This is a genomic window from Bacillus sp. GbtcB14 (assembly GCF_019091205.1).
In the GTDB taxonomy this organism is placed as follows: Bacteria; Bacillota; Bacilli; order Bacillales; family Bacillaceae_G; genus Bacillus_A; species Bacillus_A cereus_AG.
The window spans coordinates 334,985-361,393 of record NZ_JAGXJT010000001.1 but is presented as its reverse complement, the minus strand read 5'-3'; the positions used below and the strand labels follow the sequence as shown (position 1 = coordinate 361,393).

Sequence of the window (26,409 nt, the reverse complement as noted above, 5' to 3'; positions counted from 1 at the left end):
GAGACTCCCCTTTTCATTATAGACTAAAATCTATATTACGCATTTCGTGCAATAATTGCTACCCAATCTTCCATTCGTAACACTTCTTCAATTGTAAATCCAGCTTTTTCTAGCGCCTCCGAAATTACCTTTTCCTTCGCAGCAATAATGCCCGATGTAATAAATAATCCACCTGACTTCACAACTCTCGCTGCATCCTCAGGGAATAAAAGAATAATTTCTGCTAATAAGTTAGCTACGATTAAATCAACAGGACCTTCAATACCTTCTAAAAGACTATTTTGCCCAACAGACACGATATCATCTGTTTTATTTAAACGTACGTTCATTTCTGCACTTTCAACTGCAACTGGATCTAAATCATACGCCTGAACAGAAGACGCACCTAATTTTGCCGCTGCAATACTAAGTACACCTGAACCTGTTCCTACATCAATAATAGTGTCACCTGGCTGAACTGTTTTTTCTAAAGCACGAATACACATCGTTGTTGTCGGATGAGTTCCTGTCCCAAACGCCATACCTGGATCTAATTCAATAATTTTTTCTTCCGGAGAAGCTGGTGTATACTCTTCCCACGTCGGCACAATTGTGAATGTATCAGAAATTTGTACTGGATGGTAATATTTTTTCCAAGCAGTAGCCCAATCTTCTTCATTGACTTCGTTAACGGTAATATTTCCAGTACCAATTTCAATGTCGTAAGATGGAAGCATATCAATAGATGATTTTACACCTGCAATCGTTTCATGTAAAGAATCCGTTTGCGGGAAATATGCTTTTATTAATACACCTTCCGCCGGATATTCATCTGGGTTCAATGCATAAATTTCACCGTATTGTTGCTCGCGCTCTTTCGTCAACTCTGCTGGATCCTCAATCGCAACTCCACTAGCACCAGCTTCATGTAAAATATGAGAGACAGCTTCTACTGCTTCTTCTGTTGTATGAATACTAATTTCTGACCATTTCACAATTTACCAACTCCATTTTTTATTTCCATTATTCCCCTTTGAAAGCACGTTTAAGCTTTCCAAATAAACTATCATCCTGCTCTTCTTGTCCCGCAAATTCACGTAATAACTCTTTTTGATGTGAAGTTAATTTCGTCGGTACAACAACACGAACAACTACATATTGATCTCCTTGGCCGTATCCACGTACGTTCGGCGCACCTTTTCCTTTTAAGCGGAATTCTGTTCCTGTTTGTGTTCCTGCTGGAATTTTCAGCTTCACTTTCCCATGAACAGTAGGAACTTCCACTTCAGCACCAAGTGCCATTTGCGCAAATGTTAATGGCATTTCGCAAATAATGTGATCTCCTTCACGCTCAAAGAATTCATGATTTCTTACATGAACAACAACATATAAATCTCCTGCCGGTCCGCCATTTACGCCCGCTTCACCTTTTCCAGATACACGAATTTGTTGACCATTATCGATACCTGCTGGAATTTTGACATTGATTTTTTTACGTTTACGTACTTTACCAGAACCATGACATGTCGTACATTTTTCTTTAATCATTTGACCAGTTCCTGAACAATGACCACAAGCTTGACGGTTTACAATACGACCAAACGGTGTATTTTGTTCTACACTTACTTGACCTGATCCTGAACAATGTTTACATGTTTCTTTTGAAGTTCCTGGTTTTGCTCCGCTACCTTTACAAGTATCACATGGATCTTCTACTGGAATCTCAACATTTAACTCTTTACCAAAAATAGCTTCTTCAAACTCTAAAGTAACTTGGTATTGTAAGTCAGCACCTTGACGCGGAGCATTTGGATCACGACGTCTGCCGCCACCACCGCCAAAGAATGAACTAAAGATATCTTCGAAACCGAAGCCACCGCCGAAGTCTCCTCCGCCGCCAAAGCCACCGAAACCTTGATTTGCACCAGCATGACCGAATTGATCGTATTGCGCGCGCTTTTGATCATCACTTAATACTTCGTATGCTTCTTGTACTTCTTTAAACTTTTCAATTGCATTTTCTTCTTTACTTACGTCTGGATGGTATTTTTTAGCCAAACGACGATACGCTTTTTTTATTTCATCTTTAGAAGCACCTTTGCTAAGGCCAAGGACCTCATAATAATCTCGTTTACTCATAAATTTACAACCCCCGAATCTTTCACATAAACGTAATTTTAACACCGAAAGAAAGTGCTTTGCAACAAAGTTTCCTCACTTACAGTATGCAAAGTAAAAAACTTAAGAACCTCACACATTTCTTCTCATTCATGAAAAAAGCCAAAGCCAAGGCACGCTTGACTTTGACTTTTTGTCATCTTACTTATTTATATTACTTATCTTCTTTTACTTCTTCAAACTCAGCGTCTACTACATTGTCTTTCTTCGCGCCAGCATCTTGCGCGCCTTGTGCACCTTCTGCTTGCCCTGCAGCTGCTTGAGCTTGCTCGTATAATTTAACTGTTAATTGTTGTACGATTTCTTGTAAAGCATCTTTTTTCGCACGGATTTCCTCAAGCTCGTTCTTCTCGATCGCAGCTTGTAATGCTTCTTTCGCTTCTGTTGCTTTTGCAACTTCAGCCGCATCCACTTTACCTTCTAAATCTTTTACAACTTTATCCGTTTGGAATACAAGTTGGTCAGCTTCGTTACGAAGTTCAACTTCTTCCTTACGTTTTTGGTCAGCGTCAGCATTTGCTTCTGCTTCTTGTACCATACGATCTACTTCTTCATCAGAAAGACCTGAAGAAGATTGGATTGTAATAGTTTGCTCTTTGCTTGTTCCTAAGTCTTTTGCACGTACGTTAACGATACCGTTCGCATCAATATCGAATGTTACTTCGATTTGTGGAATACCACGTGGTGCTGGTGGAAGGTCTGTTAATTGGAAACGACCTAATGTTTTGTTGTCAGCTGACATTGGACGCTCACCTTGTAATACGTGAATGTCTACTGCCGGTTGGTTATCAGCAGCTGTTGAGAATACTTGTGACTTACTTGTTGGAATTGTAGTGTTACGCTCGATTAATTTCGTGAATACACCACCCATAGTTTCAATACCTAAAGAAAGTGGAGTTACGTCTAATAATAGTACGCCTTCTACATCACCAGTAAGTACGCCACCTTGAACTGCAGCACCTAATGCTACAACTTCATCAGGGTTTACACCTTTATATGGTTCTTTACCAGTTTCACGTTTAATAGCTTCTTGTACAGCTGGGATACGAGTAGATCCACCAACAAGGATAACTTTATCTAATTCGCTTGGAGCAAAACCAGCGTCTTTTAATGCACGACGAGTTGGCTCTAACGTTCTTTCAACAAGACCAGCTGAAATCTCTTCGAATTTCGCTCTTGTTAACGTTAACTCTAAGTGTAATGGACCAGCAGCTCCAGCACTAATGAATGGTAATGAAATTTGTGTTTGTGTTACGCCAGAAAGATCTTTTTTCGCTTTTTCAGCTGCATCTTTCAAACGTTGAAGTGCCATTTTATCTTGGCTTAAATCAATGTTATTTTCTTTTTTGAATTCAGCTACTAAGTGGTCAATAATAACTTGGTCAAAGTCATCTCCACCAAGACGGTTGTCACCAGCAGTTGAAATAACTTCGAAAGTTCCGTCTGCTAACTCAAGGATAGATACGTCAAATGTACCGCCACCTAAGTCATATACTAAGATTTTTTGCTCTTCATCTTGTTTTTCTAAACCGTAAGCAAGCGCTGCTGCTGTTGGTTCGTTAATGATACGCTCAACTTCTAAACCAGCGATACGACCAGCATCTTTTGTTGCTTGACGTTCTGCATCGTTGAAGTATGCAGGTACTGTAATAACAGCTTTCGTAACTGTTTCACCTAAATATGCTTCAGCAGAAGCTTTTAAGTTTTGTAAAATGATTGCAGAAATTTCTTGAGGTGTATAATCTTTACCTTCAACTTCTACTTTGTAGTCTGTACCCATATGACGTTTAACAGACATGATTGTATTTGGGTTTGTAATTGCTTGACGCTTTGCAACTTCCCCAACTTGACGCTCTTCATTTTTGAAAGCTACAACAGAAGGTGTTGTACGGTTTCCTTCTGGATTTGGGATAACCTTTGGTTCTCCACCTTCCATAACAGCTACACAAGAGTTTGTTGTACCTAAGTCAATACCGATAATTTTACTCATGGCGAATCCTCCTACTTTTATGTAAATTATTGATTTACTTTTACCATTGATGGGCGAATCACGCGGTCTTTTAGTTTATAACCTTTTTGGAATTCTTCAACTACCGCGTTCGATTCAAATTCACTATCTTCCACTTGCATAATAGCTTGGTGTTCATTAGGATCAAACTGTTTACCAACAGATTCAATCACTTCAACACCTTCTTTAGTCAACGCTTCTAGCAATTGGCGATGCACCATTTCCATACCTTGTAACAAGGATTTCGTTTGCTCATCAGTTGCTTCCACTTGCATCGCTCTTTCAAAATTATCAAGAGCTGGCAAAATATCTGAAACTAGACCTTGTGCTCTATATTTTTCAGCAGCCTGTTTATCCATTTGGACACGACGCTTATAATTTTCAAAATCAGCTTGTAGACGTAATGTGCGACCTTCCGTTTCCGTTAGTTTCGCTTGTAACTCATCTACTTTTTCTTGTAAAAGAGCAGCCTCACTTTTTTCTTCTACAGTTTTTTCACTGTTTTCTGTCGTGACAGCTTCTTCAACTTGCGCTTCTTTTACTTCCTCTACCACTTGTTCGTTACGCTCTTCCACAATATTCACCTCCTTAAAAGGTATTAGGTATTATGCTCAGCACAATTACCTAAGCATTATATATTACACACAGCAATGAAAATTTCATTACTTGAGCGAATGTATTACTCCCATTTACTTTTTAAGTCCATCAGTAAATTGTCTCGTAAATAACTGTAACAAACTAATTACCCGAGAGTATTGCATTCTTGTCGGACCTAAAATAGCAATTGTTCCAAGCTGTTCTTCTCCAATCGAATATGTTGCAGAAATTAAACTACAATCTTCCATGGCCGTCGCAGAGTTTTCCCTACCAATGTTCACTTGAATACCTACTTGTTTATGACGCAAAATGTCATAAAACTCGGCTTCATTATCAATCATCGTCAGCAAGGATCTTACTTTGTGAATGTCATGGAACTCTGGTTGCGAAAGCATATTTGCTTTGCCTCCAAAGTATATCTTTTCCGATAAAGGAACTTGAAATGTACCATCTAACATTTTTATTGCACTATCGTAATTATGAACATACCCACGTAAAACTGTAACAATCTCTTTAAAGATTTTGTTATGCAGTTCTGCCATTGGTACACCCGACAGCTTTTCATTTAAAATATTAACCATTTTTTCTAAATCTGATAAATCAACAGATTCCGGAACGGTAATCGTTTTGCTTTGTACATGCCCTGTATCAGTTACAATAATAGCGACTGCAGTTTGACGATCAAGCGGTACAATTTGTACGTTTTTAAGTTTATTTGTGCTTAACTTCGGTCCAAGAACAATAGCCGTATAATTCGTAAGCTCTGATAAAATTTGAGCCGATTGCTGTGCAATCTTTTCCGCTTCAAAAATTCGTTCAGCAAATAAATCTTTAATTTGTACAATTTCATCGTTCGGTAAGTTTTGCGGCGCTAAAAGATGGTCTACATAAAAACGATATCCTTTTTCAGAAGGAACACGTCCTGAAGAACTATGCGTTTTCTCAATAAATCCTAGTTCCTCTAAATCAGCCATTTCATTTCGAATAGTAGCTGAACTAAACGTAATTTCATCTTTCTTAGCCAACGTCCTCGACCCAACAGGTTGCGCTGATCCAATAAAGTCATCAATAATTGTTTGTAAAATTAAGAGCTGACGTTCCGTAAGCATCTCATCATCACCTCTGTTAGCACTCTTTGTCTTCGAGTGCTAAATCTATTAATAACTTACCAAAATTGACATTCAATTGTCAACGGAAACGTCACGAAATAATGAAACTTTTTCACGTTTATGGAACATTTAATTAGTCAATCAAAAATGATTGGAATACTTCATTCCCTAATAATTTTCCTTTTTGCGTTAAACGAACATATCCATCTTTCTCTTCAAGCAATCCTTGTTCTTGATTTTTTTGCAACTGCTTCGCGAAAACTTGATCCATCTCCATATTAAATTTCTTTTGAAACAATATTTTAGATACACCTTGTGTTTTTCGAAGTCCTAAGAACAACTCTTCTTCCATTCTTTCTTTCTCCGTCACCGCGTGAACATCTAAATACGGAAATCCAGTTTCATCGATTTTATTGAAATATTGCTTGAGCGGCCCTACATTTTGGATACGCTCTCCATTTACATAACTATGCGCTCCAGCTCCAAATCCATAATACTCCTCATTATTCCAGTATGTGAGATTATGTCTACTTTCATTATCACCTTTTGAGAAATTGCTAATTTCATACTGGGTATATCCGTGTTTCTCCATCTCATCCATTACCATTTCATACATTTTCGCTTCATGGTCTTCACCTGGAAGTCTTAATTTCCCTTTATTCATTAAGTTATAAAACACAGTTTTCGGTTCCACAATTAATGAATATGCCGAGAAATGTTGTACACCAAGCGTAAAAGCAATGTCTAATGTTTCTTTAACATCTTCTATTGTCTGCCCTGGCAGAGCATAAATAATATCTACATTTATATTTTTAAAGCCCACTTCCTGCGCTTCTCTAATTGCTACAAATGCATCTTCCCTCGTATGCCTACGCCCAATTTTCTCAAGCAACTCATCCCGAAATGTTTGCACACCAAAACTAATTCGGTTCACTCCACCTTCTAGCAATACATTTAACTTCTCTTTCGGTAAATCACCTGGATTCGCTTCAAATGTTAATTCACAGTTTGGGGCGAACGGACGTAAACGACGATTTATAATATCTAATAATTTCTTTGTCTGCTCCATATTTAACGCTGTCGGAGTTCCTCCACCAACAAAAATCGTTTTCATACTATCAAACGGTACTTTTTGAACTGTATTTATTATTTCTTTCTCTAAATACTCTAAATATTGATCGACCGGTTGGCGTTCAATAAACACTTTATTAAAATCACAATAGTGACAAATATGCTGACAAAACGGAATGTGAATATATGCAGCTTGCACCAAATATAACTCCTACCTTTCTAAAAAGGAAACCTCCGCGCTCCGGAGGAATCTTTACTTCTCTAACGTATTACGAATTTGTTCCATTCGCATTTTTCCCCAATCATACATCATTTCAACGATTGGTAAAAGCGACATGCCTAATTCCGTCATATAATACTCTACTCGCGGAGGAATTTCTGGGTATACTGTTCGGTCAACAATCCCATCTTCCATTAACTCTTTTAATTGGTTCGACAAAACTTTATGAGAAATGCTTGGGAATAACCGTTGTAATTCACTAAAACGATGAGGCCCTTCCACACCAAGATGCCACAGTATCACAACTTTCCACTTCCCACTAATAATAGAAAGCGTCAATTCCTTTTCACAATTGAAATTGCCATTTTGTATTTTCTCGTGAATATCTTTTCGAATATTTTCGGACATTAATAGTCTCCTAACTCTATATCAATCATTCATAAATATAGCCACCTCACTATTGTAAATGAGAGAAGCTACGTTGTCTAAAAAGTAATTACACATAAAAAAGAAGCCGCATAAACGACTCCTTTTTATTTTAATTATTAGTTGTCATCCATTTTCAGCACAGCCATGAATGCTTCTTGCGGTACTTCTACAGAACCAACAGACTTCATACGTTTTTTACCTTCTTTTTGCTTATCAAGAAGTTTACGTTTACGAGAAATGTCACCACCGTAACATTTTGCAAGTACGTTTTTACGCATCGCCTTAATTGTAGAACGTGCTACAACTTTATTTCCGATAGTCGCCTGAATTGGCACTTCAAACTGTTGTCTCGGAATTAATTCTTTTAATTTCTCTACAATTACTTTACCACGGTCATACGCTGAATCACGGTGTACGATAAATGATAAAGCATCCACTTGTTCATTATTTAAAAGAATATCCATTTTCACAAGTTTAGATGGTTTATAACCAATTAACTCGTAGTCAAATGATGCATACCCTTTCGTATTTGATTTCAATTGATCGAAGAAGTCATATACGATTTCTGATAACGGGATTTCATATGTTAATGTAACACGCGTTTCATCTAAATATTGCATATCAATAAACGTTCCACGTTTACCTTGGCAAATTTCCATTACAGCTCCAACATAGTCATTCGGAACCATAATTGAAGCCTTCACAAACGGCTCTTCTACACGATCGATAGACTGTGGGTCTGGCATATTAGATGGATTATCAACAATAACATCTTCACCGTTTGTTAAATAAACTTTATAAATAACGCTTGGCGCTGTTGTAATTAAGTCAATCTTAAATTCACGTTCAATACGTTCTTGAATGATTTCCATATGCAGAAGTCCTAAGAATCCACAACGGAAACCAAATCCTAATGCTTGAGATGTTTCTGGTTCAAACTCAAGAGCAGAATCGTTTAACTCTAATTTTTCTAACGCATCACGTAAATCGTTATAACGAGCAGAATCAATTGGATACAGCCCACAGAATACCATCGGGTTTAATTTACGGTAACCTGGTAACGCCTCTGCAGCTGGACGTTTCGCATGTGTAATCGTATCACCCACACGTGTATCACCTACGTTTTTAATAGATGCTGCTAAGAAACCTACATCACCTACTGTTAACTCGTCACGTTGCGTAGTTTTCGGTGTAAATACACCTACTTCTGTTACTTCAAATTCTTTACCCGTTGCCATCATACGTACTTTATCGCCAACTTTTACCGTTCCATTTACAACACGGATATAAGCAATTACACCACGATACGGATCATATAAAGAATCGAAAATCATACATTGTAACGGCTCTTCTGAATCACCTGTTGGAGCTGGTACTTTTTCAACGATTTGTTCTAAAATTTCTTCAATACCAATTCCAGCTTTTGCTGAAGCAAGTACTGCTTCTGATGCATCTAAACCAATTACATCTTCTACCTCTTGACGTACACGTTCTGGGTCCGCACTTGGTAAGTCGATTTTATTAATAACCGGTAAAATTTCCAAATTGTTATCAAGCGCTAAATATACGTTCGCTAATGTTTGCGCCTCAATCCCTTGTGCTGCATCCACAACAAGAATTGCACCTTCACAAGCCGCTAAACTACGAGATACTTCGTACGTAAAGTCGACATGTCCTGGCGTATCGATTAAGTGAAGAATATACTCTTCACCGTCTTTCGCTTTATACGTTAGTTGTACTGCATTTAATTTAATTGTAATACCGCGCTCACGCTCTAAATCCATAGAGTCAAGCAATTGAGCTTTCATTTCACGTTGTGTTAACGCGTTTGTTTTCTCTAAAATACGGTCTGCTAACGTTGATTTTCCGTGGTCAATATGAGCAATGATAGAGAAATTACGAATTTTGGACTGTCTTTTTGCTCTTTCTTCTTTGTTCATCTATGTTCTCAACTCCTAATAGTCTCGCCAATATACACTAGCACTGATTATATCAATAGAGCAGCAAAGATTCAATGAAAACTCGTGCTGCTTACAATACAAATCATTCTATCTATATCTTATGCGAACAAACCATAAGAGACAAACCTTTTTCAAATTTAAAAACGGCTGTCGTACAAAATGGTAAGACAACCGTTCTTCCTGCTACCCTTAACTAAAAATCTCTTTCACTTTCCCAACAACTATATCCGTTCCAAACTTTGTTACTTCATAAGTAGCACTTGCTATTGCCATACCAATTCCTTCTACAACATTAAAACTTTTTAAGCTTTCTAATTGTTTTTGTTTCTCAGTAACGGAAAACGAACTTCCCAAAATTGTTGATTCAGCACCTGCACCCTCTGTTCCTGTCATATGAGCGATTTGTTCATACGACATTTGCTGATAACCTTTCATACTTTTCAAACCATGATTAGCAAGTGCCACCCCTGCTATTATCATAAGTAAACATACGGCCGCACTACATATACATAAAAGTGAAAAGCGACTTAAACGATTATCGTCTCTTCCCATCAATGTGTATATGCTCCTGTATTGTCTTGGTCAATTTGATGATGCAAGGCTGCATTTAAACCACTCGCTATTACATTCGCCATATCCTCTATGAAAGCATCCACTTCTTTCGGAGTCACCATTAAATTATGGCCAAGAGGAGATAACACTTCATAAATTAATTTTCTCTTCTCTTCATCTTCCAATGTACCTACAGCACCCAAAAACATATTCCGACTCTTTTCATCCGGCATATCTTCTTCTGTTAATTTTTTCTTTTCTCCAAATGAAAATCCCGCTGGCAACAAAGAACGGGAAGGTTTGTTTCCTTCTTTCATCTCCCGTCCAAAATGTTTCAAAATAAAATCAATTGTATCACTTGTAATTGAAACGGCATCAACCACAGTCGGAACACCAATCGCGATAACAGGAATACCTAATGTTTCTTTACTAAGTTCCTTACGCTTATTCCCAACCCCCGATCCAGGATGAATTCCCGTATCAGAAATTTGTATCGTACTATTTACTCGTTCAATAGAACGGGCAGCTAACGCATCAATTGCAATGACAAAGTCTGGCTTCGTCTTCTCAATGATTCCATAAATGACATCGCTCGTTTCGATTCCTGTAATTCCCATTACCCCCGGCCGAATTGCACTAACAGGCCTAAACCCTTCTTCTACACTTTCAGGCTGCAATTGAAACAAATGTCTCGTTACCAATACATTTTCTACAACGATCGGTCCAAGCGCATCTGGCGTTACATTCCAATTCCCAAGACCAACAATTAAACAACTCGCTTCTCTCGTAACGCCAACCTCTTCTAAGAAATAAGAAAATTCTTTTGCAAAAATGCGCTCTACTTTTTGTTGCAGTTCCGTATCTTGTTGACGTATGCCTTGTACTTCAAGTGTTAAATAGCTCCCAGGTTTTTTACCCATCGATTCAGAGGCAATTTCATCAATCGTTACTTTTGTAATGGTAATACCTTCTTCTTCCCTCTCTTTTACAATAACTCCTTGTATCCCTTTTTGCTCTTCTTGACTCTCTTGCAGCATTTGATGTGCCTCTACAGCAAGGTCCGTTCTAACACTATATTTACTTAAATCTAATGGTTCTTTCATCGTATCTCCTCCGTAATTCATAGTAAATATCGTTAGATTTCCCAAAGTTATATAAGGTCATTCTTTCCTTTACGTGAAATTTCATTGATATACTATTGCAATTCTCTTCACCGTTTGATAGAATATCACTTGTTCTATGTTAAGAATCGAGTCATTCGATTGCACCAGGGAGGTGAAAAGTATGGCAAACATCAAATCTGCTATCAAACGCGCTAAACTTAGCGAAGAGCGTCGTTCACATAACGCTTCTATCAAGTCTGACATGCGTTCTGCTGTTAAAACTGTAGAAGCTTTAGTTACTAATAACGATCTTGAAAATGCTAAAGAAGCTTTCAAAACTGCTTCTAAAAAACTTGACAAAGCAGCTCGTAAAGGTCTTATCCACCAAAACGCTGCAGCTCGTCAAAAATCTCGCTTAGCGAAACAAGTAAACGCGTAAGGCGTTTAAAAAACGATCCATTTGGATCGTTTTTTTATATACAAAAAAGTTCACGTGCTAAGCACGTGAACTTTTTGTTTTATCACATATGATTTAACCGCATTAAGAAAAATTCAAGCACAAGTTTCTTATCCATTTTTCCAGTCTTCATACTATAATCAGCTTCTGCTAATTCTATAATCACTTTTTTTAATTCTTCAAAAGAGAAAAACTTCGTTTGATTCATCGCTAACTTTACACGGTATGGATGCACACCAATATGAGACGCAATTTGATTTTGTCCATAACCACGCTGCTGTAACTCTTTCACTTGATAGAGCAAGCGGAATTGACTTACTAATAATGCAAGCAGTTTAATGGGTTCCTCTTGCTGCGTAAATAATCCATCCAAAATTTGCATCGCACCCGCGATATCTTTTTTCACCACTTTTTCTGTCAAAGCAAACACATTTTGTTCAACCGATTTTGGCACAAGCTCTGCAACAAGTTTCGATGTAATCTCTCCACCCATACCGACGTATAACGTTAACTTGTCCATTTCCTTCGCCAGCATCGTTACATTACTTCCCACAAGCTCTAACAACAAACTAACAGCTGCATTATCAATATGCACATGCACTTCATCTGCACGAGCAACAATCCACTTCTGAACATCCTGCACTTGCATCGCATTCGCTTCTACTACGTCCGCTGTTTTCTTTAATAGTTTTGTAATTTTTTTTCGTTCATCAAGTTTTTCGTAAGGCGCAACAAAAACAAGAATAGAAAATGGAGAAGGCTCTCCAATATATCCTTCTAAAATTTTTATATTTTGCTCTAATTTTTCTTTTTGTGAAGTTAAAAATAGTGGTGATTTTATTAATATCACTTTACGTTCTCCAAAAAAAGGAAGTGTACGTGCATCCTCAACCACATCTTCTAAATACACTTCTTCTAAATCATATGTCACAACATTAAACTCGCGATCTTCCTCTTCAAGCGCTTCTGTTGCAATAAGCTTTATCGTTTCATTTATAAAAAACGCTTCCGTTCCATACAGTAAATACAACGGAGCAAACTGCTTCTTTTTAATCTTTTTATGTATATCACTCATACTTTTTTCCTACTCCCTAACTTGGCAATATATATTTATACTAATGCCCTTGCTTTCGTTTTACAAGTACAAAGGAACAGGCTTGATAACCCGTTCCTTTATTTATATTAAACGCCACGCAATAAGCCCCGGGTTTCTTATTGGTGTGCGGTAATCACCTTCCCTTTATTATTCACAATAAAAATTCGAGTATAAGTGCCAACTGTTAACATGCTTGGAAACAAAAAACTCACGTTCCTTAATGATCTAAAAGTAGTAAAAACGATCGATTTCTCTTCATATGGAAATTGTAGATTTTTTTCTGACAATATTTTATACTAAAGTGGAATGTTGGGGAGGGATTCTAAATGAATGATTTTGAACAAAACGTTCAAAGTAAACGCAATGACGCTATTGATTCAGGGGTAGGATTTATCGTCTCATTTGGTTTTTTCGCAACACTTTTCATCATTGCAACTGTTATTAAATTTATCGGTTCTTAAAGACTGCTGCTTACTGGCAGTCTTCTTTTTTATCTATTATGTGTTTCATCATATGTGATTTTACTACGAAAGGTTCCGTGTTCCGCTTTAAAAACATAGGAAATAGCACCTTGCTTATCCGTACGCCATACTTCAATCCCCACCTTCTCAAAACGCTCTATAACTTCCTTATGAGGATGCCCATACCTATTACGCTCACCGACAGAAATAATCGCTACATCAGGCTGTACAACGCTCAAAAAAGGCGCTATAGATGACGTATTACTCCCATGATGGGCAACCTTTAAAACATCCGCCCGTAAATCTGGATACGTAGCTATTAAAAACTTCTCTCCTTCTTCTTCTAAATCACCTGTAAACAGCCACGTTAACCCTCCTAATTTTGCCCATATTACAATTGAAGCATTATTTTCACTTCTTGCTTTTCCTGTTGGAGCTAACACAAAAAATTCCGCTTCATTTACACGCCAATTTTCTCCTTCCCCCACTTCACTTATTTTCACTTTCTTTTTTAATGCCTGTTTCTTTAATACTTTTTCTAATACCGCATCTTGTTCCTTTCGGCCAAATACAACTTCTTTTACGGTTATATTTGCTATTAACTCTTGCGCCGCACCTATATGATCCGCATCTCCATGCGTTACGATTAATTTATCGATGGTTTTAATACCTTCCTTTTGTAAATAAGGGATTAAAATATCATTTCCAACAGAAAATTCATGCTTTTTCCGCTGCCATTCTTCCTTATTTACACGCATTGTGCCACCAGTATCAATGAGATAAATCTCTTTATCGTACGGGAGGCGAATTAATATTGCGTCTCCCTGTCCAACATCAAGAAATGTAACACTCCCACTTTCTCGAAAATACGGATATACATAATGACATGTACAAACAAAAAGAAATATACCCGAAGCTATGAACATAATTTTCTTCGACGCCCGCCTCTCCCATACCATCAATATACTAACAATACTCGCGCAATATAGAGCTACAAGAAGTATAGGCGTTTGCCCAAAAACAAGGCGGATAAATGGTAAACTTTCACAATAACTTAGAAAATCATTAGAAAGATTCAAACCTATTGATAGTACATCCGCAAGTCCTTTTGCAAAAAACGAGCCGATAGGTATACATACCAAAATAATAATACTACAGGGCAATACAATGAGAGATAAAAACGGAACGTATAGGATATTAAGAAAAATGCTATATGGAGAAAAATAACCGAAGTGATATAACAAAATCGGAGTACTAACAAGCTGTGAAATAAGAGAAATATAAATGGAATTTCGGATTACTCCATTACTACTCTCTAGTAAAAACGGTGCTGACAAAAGCAAGGCGAAACTACCAACGAAAGAAAACTGAAAGCCAATATTAAAAACAAGATACGGATCAAATATAAGCATACATATAGCTGTGATACTTAAAGCATCTAAGCTAGATAAACGAATAGAACATATGAAAGCAATCAACATCAAAACTCCTGTTATAGAAGCTCTTATAACAGACGGTGATGCTCCTGCTAAAATCATATATAGAGGAATGCAAAAGATAAGACATACTGTCGCTACCTCCCTCGTCACACCACTTCTTAGCAAAACAAAATACACAATCACCATTAACAATACGATATGCGATCCTGAAATCGCCAACAAATGTACAAGGCCAAATTGCTGATATTGCTCTTCAATTTCAAATGTCATTTGTTGTCTATCACCAAATACTAATGCATTCATAAAAGCACCTGATTGCTCTGGAAACATTTCTGTAACTCCCGTGATTGCTTGCTGTCTCAAAAGAAGAATCCATTGCACGAGTGACAACGATGTTTTATGGCATCCAGAAATATATGTAGCCTCCAATACGAAATGAACATTTTGCTTATACAAATAATCACGATAATTAAAACCATGAAAATTCCGAGCTATTGGTGGTTCTTTCCTCCCACCTTCGAATACACATGATACTCCTGCATGTAATTGTCGCAGTTGTTTCTTTTCCGAGGCTGATTTAATTTTGTAACTTAACTGCACTATATTTTTATTCTGATCTTCAACTTGAAATGATAGGCGATCCCCGTTAATAAGAGGTGTATTTTGTATCACTCCTCTTGTAGCTTCGTAGGACTCTCCCAGAGGCTTGTTTTGCTCTTGGACATACGTAGTGTACATAACGCCGCTAAAACACGCTATTATACAATAAAGGAAGGTTTTACGCGAAGTACGATACAAACAAAAGAAAACATATAGAACGAGACAACAAGTCAGCAACAAAACCGAAGAGGAAAAGGCAATTGCAATCCCTATTATAAATGAGATTGCAACATAGCCCCATTGTCCTTTCAACTCATACTCACTCCTTATAGCATCATTTTTGCTTTCGTGAATACATGCTGTAATTCTTCCATTGATAAGTTCTCTTTTTCTAAAGATGCAAATAGTTCTTTTAACTCCATATAACGCTTTTGATCCTCTAATGCTGCAATATCATATTCTAGCGGAACATGTTTCACCGTTACATTCGCCTTTTCAAATAACTCTACGGCATATGGATGATTTTTATAATCCTGCGCATAATAAACTGCTGTAATACCACTTTGAATAATCGCCTTACAGCATTGTAAACAAGGGAAATGCGTAACATAAATTTCCGCTTCCTCCGTTTTCACACCAAATTTTGCACATTGTAATAAAGCATTCATTTCTGCATGAATCGTACGAACACAATGATTATCAATAACGTAGCATCCATCATCTATACAATGTACGCCACCTTTAATTGAACCATTATATCCACCAGCAATAATTCGTTTATCACGAACGATAGTCGCTCCTACTGCAAGCCTTGTACATGTACTACGTAAAGATAGCAAATGGCTTTGCGTCATAAAATATTGATCCCATGAAATTCGTTCCATATTTTTCACCTACTTTTTTGTCTACTTGTAGTGTAGCGAATGAAGAAAAACTTCGTCAATCTTTTACGGAATAATAATTTGATCTTTTATTTTTTCCAATGACTTCACACCAATCCCGTCGATTTCTAACAAATCTTCTATTTTCTGAAACGGACCATGTTCTTCACGATATTTCAAAATACTTTCTGCTTTCCTAGAACCAATACCTGTAATTTGTTCAAGTTGTTCTTTAGAAGCTGCATTTATTTGAACTTTCCCTTCTCCCTTTGAAACAGCAGCTCCTTCTTGCACTTGTTCGTTTTTATCCGGCACATAAAGGACCATTTGGTCTTGTACCATTTGCGCTAAATTTACCTTTTTCCTATCTGCCTCGGGCAAAAAACCACCTGCCTTTTCAATAGCATCCTTGACACGGTCCCCTTCTTTCATTTCATACACTCCCTCTTTAACAACAGCTCCTTTCATATCAATTATAATTATTTTTTTCTGCTGCTTTGTATCCGATATTTCCGGTTTACTTTTTTTCTCTATCTCTTTCGCTTGAACATCCGTTTTAATGACTGATTGATCTGTATGCTGGTTCGTTTTCCAAAAAAGAAGAAAAAGTACAGTTCCAATAATAGCTACTACTCCTAACCATTTCTTTGGAAAATTCCACATCATTTTACACCTCTAATCATAAATTTATAACATCATTCATATTGTTTAGGAGAAAGCTGTTACGAAGGAGGGATGAAACATTGAACATAGGAATTATAGGGACAGGGAACATGGGGAATATACTAATCGACGCATTTTTAGAAACCCGTGCTGTCAAACCTTCGTGCCTTACAATCATTAATCGAACGCCCGCCAAAGCATATCATATAAAGGAAAAATACCCTTCTGTTCATATAGCCAAAACTATCGATGAGGTAATCGAACGATCACATCTTATTTTTATTTGCGTAAAACCGATAGATATATACCCGATCCTACAAAAATACGTTGAACATTTTTCTGATGAAAAGTGCTTAGTTTCTATCACAAGTCCAATATCTCCATCACAATTAGAGACACTTGTACCTTGCCACGTTGCACGTATCATTCCGAGCATTACAAACCGCGCCCTGTCTGGCGCATCACTATTTACATTTGGAAGTAAATGCTCTGAAGAATGGCAACAAAAACTATTTCGCCTATTCAAAAACATTTCCACTCCCCTTGTAATAGAAGAAGATATAACGCGCGTTTCATCTGATATAGCAAGCTGCGGTCCTGCATTCTTTAGTTATTTATTACAATGTTTCATTAACGCTGCTGTAGATAAAACAAATATTACACATGAAGAAGCCACTACTTTAGTAAGTGAAATGGTCGTTGGAATGGGGAAACTACTTGAAAAAGGGATTTTCACATTGCCTACTTTACAAGAAAAAGTATGTGTTAAAGGCGGCGTTACAGGAGAAGGCATTCGTGTTTTAGAAGAACATGTTGGGGATATGTTTCATAAATTAATTGAGCGGACACACGAGAAATTTGATGAAGATTTAAAATGCGTTGATCAGCAATTCAATAAACACACATAATAAATACGTCATCGTCATTCCAAATCCTTTTTATAAATGCTTACTTTTTTACATTATATTTTTACTTAAACTAGCATTTTCACACTTCACGTATATCATCTTCTTATTATTCTAGAACTAAAATTACAACTTCTTTACAAAACAAAAGCAACCTTCTCGGTTGCTTTTGTTTTATCCGTTTTTCTTCGCCATGAAGAAAATACGCTCTGTTTGTTCTGTAACTTCAAGTCGTTCAAAATCACCAGTCACGCGAAGCACTGTAAAACCAGCTTCTTCAAGCCATTTCGTTAACTCTTCAACCTGATATGCACGTTGCACGTGACATTCGTCAAAACGATGGTACACATCTTCTTCTGGGTCTTGAACAAAGAATGTTAAATCATGTTCTACACTATTTGATTCTTCACCAGGGAAGCAATTCCAAATAAGAGATATTTCTTCTCCATTTACTGTGTATGTTTCATTTTGAAATACATGATGTATTTTATATAAAGAATGTACATCAAATAAAAACAAACCATCTTGACGTAAATGGTGAAACACTCTTCGAAATGTTTCTTGCACTCCATCTTCTTGCAATACATAATTTAATGAATCACAAAAGATCGTTACACAGTCAAACTCACCTGGAACATCAAGCTCTCGCATGTCTTGTTGGTAAAAAGGAATAAAGTATCCTTCTCCGCCTAGTTTTTGCTGAGCGACCGTTAACATTTCTTCTGAAAGATCGACACCGATTAAATCGTAACCCTTTTGTACAAGCGGCAGTGTTACATTACCAGTACCGCATGCTACATCAAGAATCTTCGCCTCTTTCATATCCGCTTGCTGTAAACTTTCCTCTGTGAATTCCACCCATTTATCATAAGGAACATCATTCATTAGTTCGTCGTACAACAATGCAAATTGTTCGTATTTCATTGGTCTAGCTCGTCTGTAATATCCTCACGTGGCACATCGCCCCAAAGACGCTCTAAATTATAGTGATTACGCTCATCTTTATGGAATACATGAGCAACTACATCTCCAAGGTCAACTAGTACCCAGCGTGCTTCGTCAAAACCTTCCATACGTTGTACGTCGATTTCAAACTCATGTGCTTTTGATTTAATTTCACGCGCAATTGCTTGCACTTGCTTATCTGAGTTACCGTGACAAATAATGAAATAATCTGCAATTGGTGAAATACCTTGCATATTTAGGACAACCATATCTTCTGCTCTTTTATCATCAGCCGCTTTTGCTGCTAATACTAATAAATCTTTATCTTTCATTTACTAATTTCCTCCTTGATAACTGCGTTGTATGTTTGGAATGTCAATGGATAAATCGTTTGATTTTTTTCCATTAAAAATTGAATTGTTCGCTTTAATGCAAATAATAAAGCTTGATTTATATCCGTATATGCTAGTTTGCGAGCTTCCTCCACCCCTGGAAACTTTCGCCCAGGCTCAATGTAATCAGCTACATAAATTACTTTATCTAACATCGTCATTTTCTCATGACCACTTGTATGATATGTAATAGCTTGCAGGATTTCAGGATCCGTAATGCCTACTTCTTTTTCTACTAAGTATGCCCCAACAGGTGCATGCCATAACTCTTTGTTATAACAAAGTAAATCTTTCGGAAAACCTTCACTTTTAATAATCTCTTCCATCTCAGAAATCGCTCTACACTTCGCATAATCATGGAATATAGCTGCAACTTCAGCCTTTTTTTCATCCACACCGTATAACTTAGCAAGTTCAATTGCTGTCTCCATTACACCTATTGTGTGTATATAACGTTTTTCATGCATTTGTTGTTTGACAATATGAAGTGCTTTCTCACGATTCATACAACCCATTCCTCTCGATATACACCTGTACTTTTTCAGGAAGTAAATATTTACACGTTCTCTTCTCTTTATATCTCTCACGCAATAAAGATGAAGAAACTGCAAACTCCGGAATTTCCACAGTGGTGATAGGATAAGGTGTACGCAATGTATAACCAGGTCTTGCAACCCCAACAAACGTCACAAGATCAAGTAACGCTTCAATGTTATACCACTTCGGTAAATACTCAACCATATCTCCACCAATAATAAAGTGAAACTGCACATCCGGATACTTCTTCGTCAATTGTAACATAGTGTCATACGTATAAGACGGGCCCTTCCTGCTTAGCTCTTCTAAACAAATAGAAAAATGTTCCTCCGCCTCAGTCGCAAGCTCTAACATTTGTAAGCGATTTTCTACACTTGTAATATTCCGCCCTTGTTTATGCGGTGGAATTTGGTTCGGTAAGAACCATACTTCTTCTAAATTCAAAGCGTGATATACTTCATTCGCAATTAGCAAATGCCCATAATGTGGCGGATCAAATGTACCGCCAATGATGCCAATTTTTCTCAAAAGAAACGCCCCTTCCTTTTACCTACAGTAACTCTCTTCATTCCTATCCGAAGAGAGTTCACTGTTAATAAAAGTTCAATTGGTTTCGCTCTCTACATCATTACGCACTAGCGATAAAAATAGCATATGCTAGTCTGTTTATCGTGGAAGTTTAATTTGTTTATTTTCTCTAGATTCTTTGTATAAAACGATTGTACTTCCAATTACTTGAACGATTTCAGCACGTGCGCCTGTTGCAAGTTCTTCTGCAACTTCACGACGATCGAACTCACAGTTTTGTAGCACACTTACTTTAAATAGTTCACGAACTTCTAAAGTATCTGCGATTTGTTTAATCATATTTTCATTTACTCCGCCTTTTCCTACTTGAAAAATTGGTGTTAAATGATGTGCTTGTGCACGTAAAAATCTTTTTTGTTTTCCTGTTAACATATATGTTAGCCTCCAAGCTTTCTTATAACTAATTGTTTCATTCTATCGATATTCGGTACACGCCCTGTCCACATTTCAAATGCAAGCGCCCCTTGATAAACAAACATATCAATACCATTTTGAATCATTGCACCTTGCTCTTTTGCCTCACATAAAATTTTCGTTTCAAATGGATTATAAATTATATCTGATACAATCGTCCCTTCTTTTAACGAAGAAATTTGTAATGGCGTATATTCGATGCGTGGATGCATACCTATTGTTGTCGTCTGAATGATAATATCATAATTCCCTTGTTCTTCTGTTGCTTTTTCTAGCGATAAAGCAACAGAATTAACAGTAGCCATACATGCAGCAATAAGTTCTTTCGCCTTATCTACTGTACGATTAGCTACATCAATCTCTTTCACACCTACATCAGCAAGAGAAAAATAAATAGCTCGACTAGCACCACCTGCGCCAAGCAATAAAATACGTTTCTCCTGAAGTGGTTCACTACTAATTGACTGCAGCGCTCGGACAAAACCAATTCCATCTGTATTGTAGCCAATCAATTTTCCATCCTTATGAACCACTGTATTTACTGCACCAATTTGTTTTGCTAGCGGGTCAATCTCATCCAAATAATCCATAATAGCAACTTTGTGCGGCGTTGTTACATTAAATCCTGAAATACCTAATGCTTTTAAACCTCTTACTGCTTCCCCTAGCACTTCCTCTTTAACAAGAAATGCATGATAATGGGCATCCATATTCAAGTGTTCAAATGCATCGTTATGCATAACAGGTGATAATGAATGTCCAATTGGATTTCCGATTACACCATATAATTGTTTCATAAATCCCTCTCCATATTAAATTAAAGATTTACGCAATGAAACACTTACTCCTTTTGGTACGTGTGCAACAATTTTTGCTCCCGGTTCGTTCACAGTAACCCATCCTAATCCAGAGAATACAACATCCGTTTTTGGTTCACGAATATTAAATTCGTATTTCACTAGATCTGGCATATTTGCTAATTCTTCTGGTGTTGGCGGGCTTAGTAAATCCCCAGCATGATTTTTATACAATTCATCCGCTTTCTCAAGCTTTGTACGATGGATTGTTAAACGATTCGAGAAGTGACAAGTAAATGCACGACGACCACCACTTACATAATCAAAACGTGCCAATCCACTGAAGAATAATGTTTGTTCTTCATTTAATTGGAACACCATTGGCTTAATTTCTTTTGTTGGTGTAATAAGCTTTAAGCTTTCTTTTCCAACATAATGAGCCATTTGATGGTGGTTAATAATACCTGGCGTATCATATAAAGAAGATTCTTCGTCTAACGGAATATCAATTAAATCAAGTGTTGTTCCTGGGAAATGAGATGTTGTAATTACATTTTCAGTCTCATCACTAAATTCTTTAATCATACGATTAATAAATGTTGATTTTCCTACATTCGTACATCCCACAACGTAAACATCTTTTCCGCCGCGGTAATACTCAATAGCATCTGCCAGCTCAGCAATCCCTTGTCCTTTCGCTGCACTAATTAAAAAGACATCTTCTGGTTTTAATCCTAGTTGCTTTGCACTGTAGCGCATCCAATGCTTTACTTTATCATGTTTTACTGACTTAGGAATTAAATCAGCTTTATTTCCAACAAGTAATACTTTATTATTCCCCACGAAACGATGTAAGCCAGGTAACCAGCTACCATTAAAATCAAAAATATCTACAATTTTAACTACTAACGCATCCGATTTTCCAATTCCATTTAGAATACGTAGGAAGTCATCATCTGTTAATGATACATCTTGAATTTCGTTGTAATGTTTCAAGCGAAAACAGCGTTGACAAATTACTTGTTCTTTCTCTAAAGATGAGGTAGGAGCATATCCCACTTCGTTTTTATCTTCTGTTTGAATTTCTACACCGCAACCAATACATTTAATTGTTTCAGTCAAACTTTATTCCTCCCAGTTAATTAAACCTTTTTTCTTCATATTTCTCATAATTCTTCGTTCAATTTTCCGATTAAAGCGCGTTACTAATCCATCCGTTTGTGCTACCGGTACAACCAAAATCGTATGAAGTCCCACTCGGTTTCCACCTAACACATCCGTTAGTAACTGATCCCCAATTACTACAACTTCATCTGGTTGCAGGTGCATCTCTTGTATCGCACGCTTAAATGCGCGAACAAATGGTTTACGCGCACTATGAATAAATGGAATACCTAATGGATCAGCAAAGTCTTTCACACGTTGCTCATTATTATTTGAAACGACCGTTACTTGAATGCCTTGCTCTTTCATTTTCAAAAACCATTCTTCAAGTTGCGGCGTTGCATTTGGACGATCCCATTCAATTAACGTGTTATCTAAATCAGTAATAACACCTTTAATTCCACGTTTTTTCAAATCTTCTGGTTGAACATGATATACATTTTTCACATATTCATTTGGTAAAAATAACTTCAATTTCTTTCACCTCTTTGAGGAGTTTTCATAAAAATTTTTCGACAACATATTTCGATATATAACCTGTGGATAAAATTGTACACATTTTCCACATTAATTTTTCAGTCAATTTGGAATTTACTAACAATCTATTCACATTTTATCCACCTAGATATGTGGATAACCACCCGTTTGTGACTGTCATATTTTTTTGGTACATTAAATGCAACAACGAATCAATCCTTATATTATTAGGAGGTGACTCACCTTGAAAACAAAACACATGGAACAGTTATCTACTGAGTTACTCACTGAGTCTTATTATAAAGCAAAAGAACTAAAATTAAATCCCGACTTCATTTTACTTATAAAACAAGAAATGATTAGACGCTCATTAGAGGACAAGCTTGTCAAATCGTCTTAATTACATATAAAGTGAAATTTTAATGAGTTAACTTGTAAAAAGAGCCATCCTGTGATGGCTCTCGAATAAACAAGTACTCCCATCTAGGGAATTTCATCATTAAGCATCTTTGTCCATAACTCTTGCTTACAGTTATAAAATCTTTTCTTTACTTATGAGCCAATCGAGTAGCAATTTTTTCACCAAGACGAAGTTCTTGTCCACTCTTCAAATTCTGCACTACTTCTATCATATCTTTTTCAAACAATAACACAACTGTTGAGCCAAATGTAAAGTATGCCATTTCTTCACCTTTTTGAACAGTACTTCTTTCATGTAGCAGCTCAATACTGTTAACAAACATAGCTCCTACTTTTACAAGTGCCATATGTTCACCGTCACTATTTACTTCTGTAACAGAGCGATAATTTTTTGACAATGGCTCTTTCCCGTATTCCATACCAGCTGCATTTACCGGATATGATTTTCTACCAAGTACAAACCTTTCAGTCACAGAACCAGAAAGCGGACTATGAATACGATGATAATGACTTGGGCTTAAATAAATAACCATGTATGTACCACCTGCATATCGCTTTGCACGTTCTTCATTACCTAGCATATCCACGATTGAATAACGCTTACCTTTAATATCAAATGTTTTTGTGTCCTCAATAGGACCGTAATCAGCAAAAACACCATCAACAGGACTAACGATACTCGATGCATCTGTATCAACACTACGCTTTCCTTCTTTTAGCTTACGCGTAAATAATTCATGCAATGTTCTATATTCCTTCAAACCCTTTTCCATCTCATCTTGGTTAATTTGAAAAACTTTCGCATACGATGGAATAATGATAGAGCTCAAACGAGATTGTGCAAATTTACGTAATATATAAGAAGTAAAACGACCATTTGTAAGTTCGATCATAAGTCGATATAATGTACGTCGCAAATTGCGAAACCTCCTAATCAGTCTATAACTTTAGCTTCCCCTTCTTTTCCTTCTATATCATATGTAAAATTGGTTCTTATTCCCACATATCATATAGAACTGTTTCATTATACATGCGGAAAACTAAGTATGGTATTATTCTTAAATTGTTTAGCACCCTCTAATATTACAGATAGAATCCGTCATTTTCAACAGTGAACATGGATTTCTTCTGAACACACCTCTTTTTCTTTCCTTATTTACAAAAAGAAAAGCAGCCCATTTTAAAACATGGCTGCTTGCAATGTACATTATTCTTTCGCTTTTTTCTCTTTCTCAGCTCTTACAAATTCATGGAACATTTTCATTAACGCGCGCTTTTCAATTCTTGATACGTAGCTTCTGGAAATACCAAGTGCCTTTGCAATCTCTCGTTGCGTTTTCTCCTTATCAAGCCCCAGTCCAAAACGCTTCACGATTACTTCTTTCTCTCGTTCGTCTAAAATATCGATATACTCTTTAATCTTTTCCAACTCCATACTAAGCTGGATCATATCAATTACATCTTCAGACTCTGATTTTAATATATCAATAAGCGATATTTCATTCCCCTCTTTATCTTGCCCGATCGGATCATGAAGTGAAACGTCCTTTTTCGTTTTTTTCAGTACACGTAAATGCATCAAAATTTCATTTTCAATACAGCGCGCTGCATACGTCGCAAGTTTTGTGCCTTTTCCTGCCGAATAGCTCTCGATTGCTTTAATGAGCCCAATTGTACCAATTGAAATTAAATCTTCTGCATCTTCCCCTGTATTTTCAAATTTTTTAACGATATGAGCTACAAGCCGTAAATTATGTTCAATTAACAGATTTCTCGCTTGAGCATCACCTTGCTCCATTAACTCTAAGTACTTTCTCTCATCGTCTGATGATAACGGCTGCGGAAACGCATTATTTTTCACATAAGAAACAAAGACAAACACTTCTCGAACCATATATCCAATTGCGGCGAATAGACTCAAACCTTTCACCTCCGCCAAAATAGTGGTCTTTACTAAGTGTATGTGGGCGTGAGGTTGTTTGTGTCTGTACGATATAAATATGGAATCCTTAGCTTTTTGTCGAACGAAATAAGTCTTTCGTACCTTGCATATTTTTTCCAATGTATTACAATATGTTAAGTTCCAAAATTTTGAAAGAGGTGTTTTCATGCGATACGCTACGTCACAAATCAGAAACCTTGCAGTACTCACATTATCATTTTTCTTACTTTCAGCTTGTGGACAACAAACGTCTCCTACAAAAACCGAGGCTACTAAACAGGATACTGCCGCATCAAAAGACAGTACAAAAACGGAAGATAGCCAAAAAACTGAAGACAATGCAAAAACTGAGAACAACGCGAAAACTGAGAACAGCACAACAACTAAAAACAACACAAAAACTGAGAACAACGCAAAAACTGAAAACAACACAAAAACTGAAAACAACACAAAAGCTACAAACAACGCAAAAACTGAAAACAGCGCAAAAACTGAAAACAGCGCAAAAACTGAAAACAACACAAAAACTGAAAACAACACAAAAGCTACAAACAACGCAAAAACTGAAAACAACACAAAAGCTACAAACAACGCAACAACTAAAAACAATAACAACACAAAAACTGAGAACAATACAACAGCTACAACTAACGAAAAAACTGAAGCATCATCTAAAAACACGCAGAAAGATCAACAACCAGCTAAGCAACCAAATAAACAAACTGATACTATTACATTCACAAGTGAAGATGCTATAAAAGTCCTAGAAAAAAGAATGGGAGCTCGCTCAGATGAAATTCGTTATGGCTCCGGCGAAGACAAACTAATTGGCACAATAAATGGTATTAAACTATACGACGTCTTATACGGACGCGAATCTTCTGAGAACTCACGTGCTCTAAATTTTGCAGTAGGATCTGATGGAAACCTATATAATTGGTCAAAAGCTCAAGATGGTATTCTTCAACCACTTAACGGCAATTAATAAATGATTGTAAGAACATAGTAAAAGCCAATCGATACG

Annotated in this window: 29 protein-coding genes; 5 read left to right on the top strand and 24 right to left on the bottom strand. The window is 36.8% G+C overall.

What is annotated here, in order from left to right; genetic code table 11:
• Positions 1–35: 35 nt before the first annotated feature.
• The 10 genes from prmA to gpr form a co-directional block, all read right to left on the bottom strand.
• Positions 36–974, bottom strand: coding sequence for a 50S ribosomal protein L11 methyltransferase (gene prmA, locus KVT31_RS01900; RefSeq protein ID WP_088097786.1), 939 nt, complete (start codon positions 972–974; stop codon positions 36–38).
• Between the two features lie 28 nt (positions 975–1,002).
• On the bottom strand, positions 1,003–2,118 hold the full coding sequence (dnaJ, locus tag KVT31_RS01895; RefSeq protein WP_088097787.1) for a chaperone protein DnaJ: 1,116 nt from the start codon (positions 2,116–2,118) through the stop codon (positions 1,003–1,005).
• 193 nt (positions 2,119–2,311) lie between these two features.
• The gene (gene dnaK, locus KVT31_RS01890; RefSeq protein ID WP_000034697.1) at positions 2,312–4,147 is read right to left on the bottom strand and encodes a chaperone protein DnaK; all 1,836 of its coding nucleotides are present in this window, start codon (positions 4,145–4,147) and stop codon (positions 2,312–2,314) included.
• A 26-nt stretch (positions 4,148–4,173) separates the two neighbouring features.
• A complete protein-coding gene (grpE, locus tag KVT31_RS01885) occupies positions 4,174–4,740 on the bottom strand; it encodes a nucleotide exchange factor GrpE (RefSeq protein ID WP_088097788.1) in 567 nt (188 codons plus the stop codon).
• Positions 4,741–4,854: 114 nt separating this feature from the next.
• A complete protein-coding gene (gene hrcA / locus KVT31_RS01880; RefSeq protein ID WP_000954947.1) occupies positions 4,855–5,871 on the bottom strand; it encodes a heat-inducible transcriptional repressor HrcA in 1,017 nt (338 codons plus the stop codon).
• Positions 5,872–6,004: 133 nt separating this feature from the next.
• Positions 6,005–7,144, bottom strand: a complete 1,140-nt coding sequence (hemW, locus tag KVT31_RS01875) for a radical SAM family heme chaperone HemW (RefSeq protein ID WP_088097789.1) — start codon at positions 7,142–7,144, stop codon at positions 6,005–6,007.
• Positions 7,145–7,195: 51 nt separating this feature from the next.
• Positions 7,196–7,570 carry a winged helix-turn-helix transcriptional regulator gene (locus tag KVT31_RS01870; protein WP_001293536.1) on the bottom strand — a complete coding sequence of 125 codons (375 nt, stop codon included), beginning with the start codon at positions 7,568–7,570 and terminating at the stop codon, positions 7,196–7,198.
• A gap of 137 nt (positions 7,571–7,707) precedes the next feature.
• Positions 7,708–9,531 (bottom strand): elongation factor 4, encoded by a 1,824-nt coding sequence (gene lepA, locus KVT31_RS01865; protein ID WP_088097790.1) that lies wholly within the window; start codon positions 9,529–9,531, stop codon positions 7,708–7,710.
• Between the two features lie 210 nt (positions 9,532–9,741).
• Entirely contained in the window at positions 9,742–10,107 is a 366-nt protein-coding gene (locus KVT31_RS01860; RefSeq protein ID WP_088097791.1) for a YqxA family protein, read from the bottom strand.
• Positions 10,104–11,207: a GPR endopeptidase gene (gene gpr, locus KVT31_RS01855; protein WP_088097792.1), complete on the bottom strand. Its 1,104-nt coding sequence runs from the start codon at positions 11,205–11,207 to the stop codon at positions 10,104–10,106. Before gpr ends, KVT31_RS01860 begins: the two co-directional genes overlap by 4 nt.
• A 181-nt stretch (positions 11,208–11,388) precedes the next feature.
• Here gpr and rpsT point away from each other — a divergent pair, with 181 nt between their 5' ends.
• Complete coding sequence (gene rpsT / locus KVT31_RS01850; protein WP_001274014.1) at positions 11,389–11,646, top strand: 30S ribosomal protein S20; 258 nt, start codon at positions 11,389–11,391, stop codon at positions 11,644–11,646.
• Between the two features lie 82 nt (positions 11,647–11,728).
• Here rpsT and holA read toward each other — a convergent pair whose 3' ends face one another.
• On the bottom strand, positions 11,729–12,739 hold the full coding sequence (gene holA, locus KVT31_RS01845; protein WP_088097793.1) for a DNA polymerase III subunit delta: 1,011 nt from the start codon (positions 12,737–12,739) through the stop codon (positions 11,729–11,731).
• Between the two features lie 347 nt (positions 12,740–13,086).
• Here holA and KVT31_RS01840 point away from each other — a divergent pair, with 347 nt between their 5' ends.
• Positions 13,087–13,221, top strand: a complete 135-nt coding sequence (locus KVT31_RS01840; RefSeq protein ID WP_000997609.1) for a YqzM family protein — start codon at positions 13,087–13,089, stop codon at positions 13,219–13,221.
• 29 nt (positions 13,222–13,250) lie between these two features.
• Here the strand turns inward: KVT31_RS01840 and KVT31_RS01835 are convergent, their stop codons facing one another.
• From KVT31_RS01835 to KVT31_RS01825, 3 genes are all read right to left on the bottom strand, one after another.
• Positions 13,251–15,572, bottom strand: a complete 2,322-nt coding sequence (locus tag KVT31_RS01835) for a DNA internalization-related competence protein ComEC/Rec2 (protein ID WP_088097794.1) — start codon at positions 15,570–15,572, stop codon at positions 13,251–13,253.
• Positions 15,573–15,586: 14 nt separating this feature from the next.
• The gene (locus KVT31_RS01830; protein ID WP_088097795.1) at positions 15,587–16,144 is read right to left on the bottom strand and encodes a ComE operon protein 2; all 558 of its coding nucleotides are present in this window, start codon (positions 16,142–16,144) and stop codon (positions 15,587–15,589) included.
• 63 nt (positions 16,145–16,207) lie between these two features.
• Entirely contained in the window at positions 16,208–16,807 is a 600-nt protein-coding gene (locus tag KVT31_RS01825) for a helix-hairpin-helix domain-containing protein (RefSeq protein ID WP_088097796.1), read from the bottom strand.
• A 77-nt stretch (positions 16,808–16,884) separates the two neighbouring features.
• On the opposite strand from KVT31_RS01825, the gene comER reads away from it, so the two are divergent.
• Positions 16,885–17,712, top strand: coding sequence for a late competence protein ComER (comER, locus tag KVT31_RS01820; protein ID WP_088097797.1), 828 nt, complete (start codon positions 16,885–16,887; stop codon positions 17,710–17,712).
• A 171-nt stretch (positions 17,713–17,883) separates the two neighbouring features.
• Here the strand turns inward: comER and KVT31_RS01815 are convergent, their stop codons facing one another.
• The 8 genes from KVT31_RS01815 to KVT31_RS01780 form a co-directional block, all read right to left on the bottom strand.
• Positions 17,884–18,633, bottom strand: a complete 750-nt coding sequence (locus KVT31_RS01815; protein WP_000873069.1) for a class I SAM-dependent methyltransferase — start codon at positions 18,631–18,633, stop codon at positions 17,884–17,886.
• Positions 18,630–18,986, bottom strand: coding sequence for a ribosome silencing factor (gene rsfS / locus KVT31_RS01810; protein WP_000653202.1), 357 nt, complete (start codon positions 18,984–18,986; stop codon positions 18,630–18,632). Before rsfS ends, KVT31_RS01815 begins: the two co-directional genes overlap by 4 nt.
• On the bottom strand, positions 18,983–19,552 hold the full coding sequence (yqeK, locus tag KVT31_RS01805; protein ID WP_088097798.1) for a bis(5'-nucleosyl)-tetraphosphatase (symmetrical) YqeK: 570 nt from the start codon (positions 19,550–19,552) through the stop codon (positions 18,983–18,985). Before yqeK ends, rsfS begins: the two co-directional genes overlap by 4 nt.
• Positions 19,542–20,111 carry a nicotinate-nucleotide adenylyltransferase gene (gene nadD, locus KVT31_RS01800; protein ID WP_001226041.1) on the bottom strand — a complete coding sequence of 190 codons (570 nt, stop codon included), beginning with the start codon at positions 20,109–20,111 and terminating at the stop codon, positions 19,542–19,544. Before nadD ends, yqeK begins: the two co-directional genes overlap by 11 nt.
• A gap of 138 nt (positions 20,112–20,249) precedes the next feature.
• Entirely contained in the window at positions 20,250–20,543 is a 294-nt protein-coding gene (gene yhbY / locus KVT31_RS01795) for a ribosome assembly RNA-binding protein YhbY (protein WP_088097799.1), read from the bottom strand.
• A gap of 5 nt (positions 20,544–20,548) precedes the next feature.
• The gene (gene aroE, locus KVT31_RS01790; protein WP_088097800.1) at positions 20,549–21,382 is read right to left on the bottom strand and encodes a shikimate dehydrogenase; all 834 of its coding nucleotides are present in this window, start codon (positions 21,380–21,382) and stop codon (positions 20,549–20,551) included.
• Positions 21,383–21,397: 15 nt separating this feature from the next.
• Positions 21,398–22,504 (bottom strand): ribosome biogenesis GTPase YqeH, encoded by a 1,107-nt coding sequence (gene yqeH, locus KVT31_RS01785; RefSeq protein ID WP_088097801.1) that lies wholly within the window; start codon positions 22,502–22,504, stop codon positions 21,398–21,400.
• A gap of 3 nt (positions 22,505–22,507) precedes the next feature.
• Positions 22,508–23,020, bottom strand: coding sequence for a YqeG family HAD IIIA-type phosphatase (locus tag KVT31_RS01780; protein WP_000765308.1), 513 nt, complete (start codon positions 23,018–23,020; stop codon positions 22,508–22,510).
• A 247-nt stretch (positions 23,021–23,267) separates the two neighbouring features.
• Here KVT31_RS01780 and sda point away from each other — a divergent pair, with 247 nt between their 5' ends.
• A complete protein-coding gene (gene sda, locus KVT31_RS01775) occupies positions 23,268–23,423 on the top strand; it encodes a sporulation histidine kinase inhibitor Sda (protein WP_000850097.1) in 156 nt (51 codons plus the stop codon).
• A gap of 148 nt (positions 23,424–23,571) precedes the next feature.
• Here sda and KVT31_RS01770 read toward each other — a convergent pair whose 3' ends face one another.
• Complete coding sequence (locus KVT31_RS01770; protein ID WP_088097802.1) at positions 23,572–24,360, bottom strand: phosphatidylserine decarboxylase; 789 nt, start codon at positions 24,358–24,360, stop codon at positions 23,572–23,574.
• A gap of 290 nt (positions 24,361–24,650) precedes the next feature.
• Positions 24,651–25,364 (bottom strand): RNA polymerase sporulation sigma factor SigK, encoded by a 714-nt coding sequence (gene sigK, locus KVT31_RS01765; protein WP_000051382.1) that lies wholly within the window; start codon positions 25,362–25,364, stop codon positions 24,651–24,653.
• Positions 25,365–25,551: 187 nt separating this feature from the next.
• Here sigK and KVT31_RS01760 point away from each other — a divergent pair, with 187 nt between their 5' ends.
• Positions 25,552–26,370 carry a hypothetical protein gene (locus tag KVT31_RS01760; RefSeq protein WP_088097803.1) on the top strand — a complete coding sequence of 273 codons (819 nt, stop codon included), beginning with the start codon at positions 25,552–25,554 and terminating at the stop codon, positions 26,368–26,370.
• The last annotated feature ends 39 nt before the right edge of the window (positions 26,371–26,409 follow it).